The 3913-nt window shown below is 39.4% G+C and carries 5 protein-coding genes; all 5 read right to left on the bottom strand.

Features of this window, described 5'->3' with window-relative positions:
• Positions 1–55: 55 nt before the first annotated feature.
• Complete coding sequence (locus AB4589_RS19335) at positions 56–1510, bottom strand: hypothetical protein (protein ID WP_372101532.1); 1455 nt, start codon at positions 1508–1510, stop codon at positions 56–58.
• Complete coding sequence (locus tag AB4589_RS19330) at positions 1497–2573, bottom strand: hypothetical protein (RefSeq protein ID WP_372101531.1); 1077 nt, start codon at positions 2571–2573, stop codon at positions 1497–1499. The genes AB4589_RS19335 and AB4589_RS19330 overlap by 14 nt, the downstream gene beginning before the upstream one ends.
• A 108-nt stretch (positions 2574–2681) precedes the next feature.
• Positions 2682–3383, bottom strand: a complete 702-nt coding sequence (locus AB4589_RS19325) for a DUF2786 domain-containing protein (protein ID WP_372101530.1) — start codon at positions 3381–3383, stop codon at positions 2682–2684.
• A 118-nt stretch (positions 3384–3501) separates the two neighbouring features.
• The gene (locus AB4589_RS19320; RefSeq protein ID WP_372101529.1) at positions 3502–3723 is read right to left on the bottom strand and encodes a hypothetical protein; all 222 of its coding nucleotides are present in this window, start codon (positions 3721–3723) and stop codon (positions 3502–3504) included.
• Between the two features lie 10 nt (positions 3724–3733).
• Positions 3734–3913: DUF3164 family protein (locus AB4589_RS19315; RefSeq protein ID WP_372101528.1), on the bottom strand; the 180-nt coding region annotated here is incomplete at its 5' end.

Below are 3913 nucleotides of genomic sequence, written 5' to 3'. Positions count from 1 at the left end.
CGTTTGTAAGAAAAACTTGAGAATAGATAAAAGAAAACCGCCCGAAGGCGGTTAACTATAAACTAAAGTACCACAATACCCCTTCGATATAAAAAGCAGCTATTGCAATAGTACCCTGCACCCCAGTCACGATGGCTAATGAAGCGTAATAAAAATACTTAGACCACCTGGTGTGAGAGTTAATTAAGTCTTGTACATCTTGGGTTGATATATGGTTGTGAAGTTTTTTTGACCAACTATTAAGAGCTTGCTCTGCAACTTTGAGCTCAGAGCTAGCGTTGAGCCATCGAATAATAAAGCTAAAAATCAGATATAAAGCAATGATTTTGAACAATATATGACTTTCTTTTGAATGTAGAAGCTCACCTAAAACGATCGCTTTTGACATTGTTCCGACAGTAAATACAAAAGCAATAGCCATGAGTGACTTGAGTAACTCTCCCGATAGAGACGCTGCTTTTTCTGCAAACTTATCCGTAACTGTTTTTATGTCAGAATAAATGTCTTTTAATTCTTTCCTATAGTCATCACTTCTTTTAGCAACAACATATTTATAGTTGTTTTTTGCTTGCTCCAAGCAACTGATTAAAGATCCTGAACTTATATTCAACAAACTATGGCCATTATATTCAAGGGTCAAACGGTCAATAAATAATTGAATTGGAACATCAGGATCTTCCATACTAAAGCACCACATCACAGACTGTTGTAGTGCATTTAACCAATCAGTCGTAATGTTATTATTACCTACATTACAGATTGAGGCTTCTATGTGTTTAACCCCTTTAAAGTGAACCTTATCTACTGAGTAAAAAACATTACTCAATGAAACTAATAGGTGCTGAGCATAAGCTAAACGAAAAGGCAGTGCTATATCCTGAGAATAATCTCCCCACGAGAGCTGGACACTCTTAGGGTCGAGTTGAATATTCTCTTTTGAAACTATATGAACTTGTTTCAGTAATTTTTCTTGTGATGGTAAAAGACTACCCGCCAACCAATCAGGTTCGTCAGTTCGATTAACTATCACAGGTACGACAGCCAGTTGAGGACCACCAAAAGCATTTTCCAAACCACATACGTGAATGCGAGTGTTACGTGATTCAGTAAGAGCCCCTTGACTTAAAGGAGTAAGCAGACCTAGCTCCGATAGGTTTTTTTGAAATGCATCAATAGACGTAAATAAGTATTCATTAATATCACCACTTCCTGAAAAGTGGCTTTGCACTAAATCTTTCGTATCCACGGTTAATTTGTACTCAGCAGGGTAGCGTCCTTCTGCACAGAAGTCTGGATAGTCAAGAATGCATACGCGTTCCGCGTCGACAAACAGAGTAATGAACTCCTTCAGAAAAGTAGCCTCTGAAATAGCAAGCTCTGCGATTGAATAGATGATTTCATAGGCATCATTAAAGGCCCCTTCAACATAGAACGAAGTTGTGTTCTCGCTCTTGTTTACGTGGCCTTCAATTTTATTTACTAGCTGACATAACTGATTAATAGATTGCATCTACTTGGTTTGCCGTTATTACGATCTTAACGGTATCTCCTATCTGCTCTTGTATGATACCTGCTTTGTTCATATCACCTTCCCAAGTGATTGTTACATGCTTATTGGTTTGTAACTTGTTCTTCTTCTCAGATTTAGGAATGCTTTGAGGTCTAGAGGTAAAAGACGCTCCACTTAAGTTTACTTCATCCATGTAATTATTGAAACTAACCTTTAAGTCATTGGTGCCTTGTTCATCATCGGAGATACAAACAATGTCTCTGATATCATCAAGAGCTACGACACGGTCATCATTAGCCTCCAAATAATTAATAACACGGGCTTTTACATCAGATGGCGAAAGCCCTTCCTGTTTAGATGCCCATACTTTGGAGTGGCTAATAACACTTCGAGTTAATGCCGAACTACTTTCTTTCAATTTTATGTTTAAAAAATTCTTAAAGTGCGTACCTAGAGCATCATCCGTATCTTGCTTTGATGATGACTTCCCTTGCTCGACAGCGATAACATCCCAGTTGAAAGAATCACCGACATCAATAACGGCACGCTTCTGAATTGCAGACTTATCTTCCACCAAAGACTCAGCGATTTCTTGAAAAGATACTTTCTTGGGGTTTTCTTGGTCTCTAATTTGTCTTAACACCGACTGATAATCTAATTTTAACAGCGCGATAAATCGTTTACGTTCAGTGTTTACTATCATGCTGAAACAAGTGACAACTACAATACCATTTGCCATACGCTTATCATGTTGAGCTTTGAAAGTGTGAGCTAATTTTTCACTACATACTACAAAGTTATCGTTACTTTTGTCATCTAGAATGCTTTGACAGTTTAACGCAACATCACCATGCTCGCGGTCGACGAAGTCATACTTGGTCCCTCTTGAAGCTTCAGCTATCATATCTCTGAAAAAATACTTTTGAGAATTAGTCAAGACAACCTCACTCAAGTAATCTACTTCTTCAGCTTCTTTGAGTAAAATATGATAAATAAAATTATGAATTTCGATGCTATCACGCATCGATTCATTAATAACTAATGGGCGTTGTGGAGCGGCCATTTGGCCTCCTTGTGTTAAATTTAAGACAGTCGCACACTACTATGAATCTTGATTAATAACAAAAAGCCCACCAATAAAAGGTGGGCTAGTTAACAAAAATTAAGCGCGTTATAAAATAGAGAGCTTACCTTGCTCGTGTCCGCTAACGCCATGGTTCAATTTAGCGGTTTTACCAGCTAAATGACCAGCCAACAAAGCATCATATGCTCCGCCTCTCGCATTCTTGATTGAAGCTTTACGTGTATCACCAGTTCTTAGATCGGGATGAGCTTGCTTAATGTAAGTTGCAAGTTGCTGTGATTCTTCATCATTAAGCACAAATGCTTTGACCTTGGCTCTTACACTCACAACCCAACCTTCACAGAAGAGATCGGATCGAGAGGTCTTAGTGCTTGCCTTAATACGCTTGTTTAGCGTCGAGATAAACGCTTTACGTGCTTTGATAAGTTGTCGCTCTAACACTTCATAAGCATAGGATGCTACGTCGGGTCGCTCGTTGTGCCCAGTGAACGTAACAACGTATCCACCTTTAAACCCGTTCCAGTTGAAATGTACACGGCATCCAAAAGCTTCAGCAACCATAGAGCTAAGGCAAGCAAAGTAGTTCGTAGGCTTTTTCGCTTTAAACTTAGATTGAATTTCACCAGTACAAACATCATTGAGCTCTGGACTCTCATTCGAAAGACCATACTGCTGCATTAACGTTTGAGCGCGAGTCATTGCCGCAGCCGCTTCGTGTTCGTTGGCTGATTTTGCCAAGCGCAATAGTTTTTTGATTTTTTCGATATGCTTAAAGTGCTGAATATTCATTTTGAAACACCTTTAAATTGCGTTTAATTATGACTTTCACCAAATTCAGGCAAAGCGAAGCCAAAGCGGGATCGCGTAGAGCGCCGCTTGCCTGTATTTAATTGGTTGGTTATTGGGCTTATTTACTCGTTGCGAGTAACTGTTTATCTGCCTTGCGGACGATGGTTCTGAGCATGGAGATACGAGTCATATTTCCACATTTCACACTCGGCTTACCTAGACGGTCTAATGTTTTCTGGGCTAATATTTTTGCCTCTTGAGGATCATGTGCAAGCATGCATTCCAGTGAGCCTTTAGCATCATCGACACTAGTCCCAATTAAAGTAATCACTTTATCCATGATGACATCCTTACAGCTTGCTGAAGTTTAAGTGAACCTGTTGATATTCGCCTTCATCATCGCGTTCGTAGAAGTTGAAGTACGACTTACTACCAATGATGAGCAGTGACTCTTTTGCTGCTTCCTGCGCCTTACGCAATGTTTCGTCTTGGAAGTCTTTGCCAATAAAGCTAATGGTGTTTGCAATAGA

This window comes from Vibrio sp. 10N.222.49.A3 (genome assembly GCF_041475145.1).
GTDB lineage: Bacteria > Pseudomonadota > Gammaproteobacteria > Enterobacterales > Vibrionaceae > Vibrio > Vibrio tasmaniensis_A.
Note: the sequence above shows the minus strand (reverse complement) of the source record. Positions and strands in the feature narration are given on the sequence as shown.

Bases quoted from the DNA above. Each gene is read 5' to 3' on its own strand.
- AB4589_RS19320 (WP_372101529.1), bottom strand. From the start codon at position 3,723: ATGGATAAAGTGATTACTTTAATTGGGACTAGTGTCGATGATGCTAAA.
- AB4589_RS19325 (WP_372101530.1), bottom strand. From the start codon at position 3,383: ATGAATATTCAGCACTTTAAGCATATCGAAAAAATCAAAAAACTATTG.
- AB4589_RS19330 (WP_372101531.1), bottom strand. From the start codon at position 2,573: ATGGCCGCTCCACAACGCCCATTAGTTATTAATGAATCGATGCGTGAT.
- AB4589_RS19335 (WP_372101532.1), bottom strand. From the start codon at position 1,510: ATGCAATCTATTAATCAGTTATGTCAGCTAGTAAATAAAATTGAAGGC.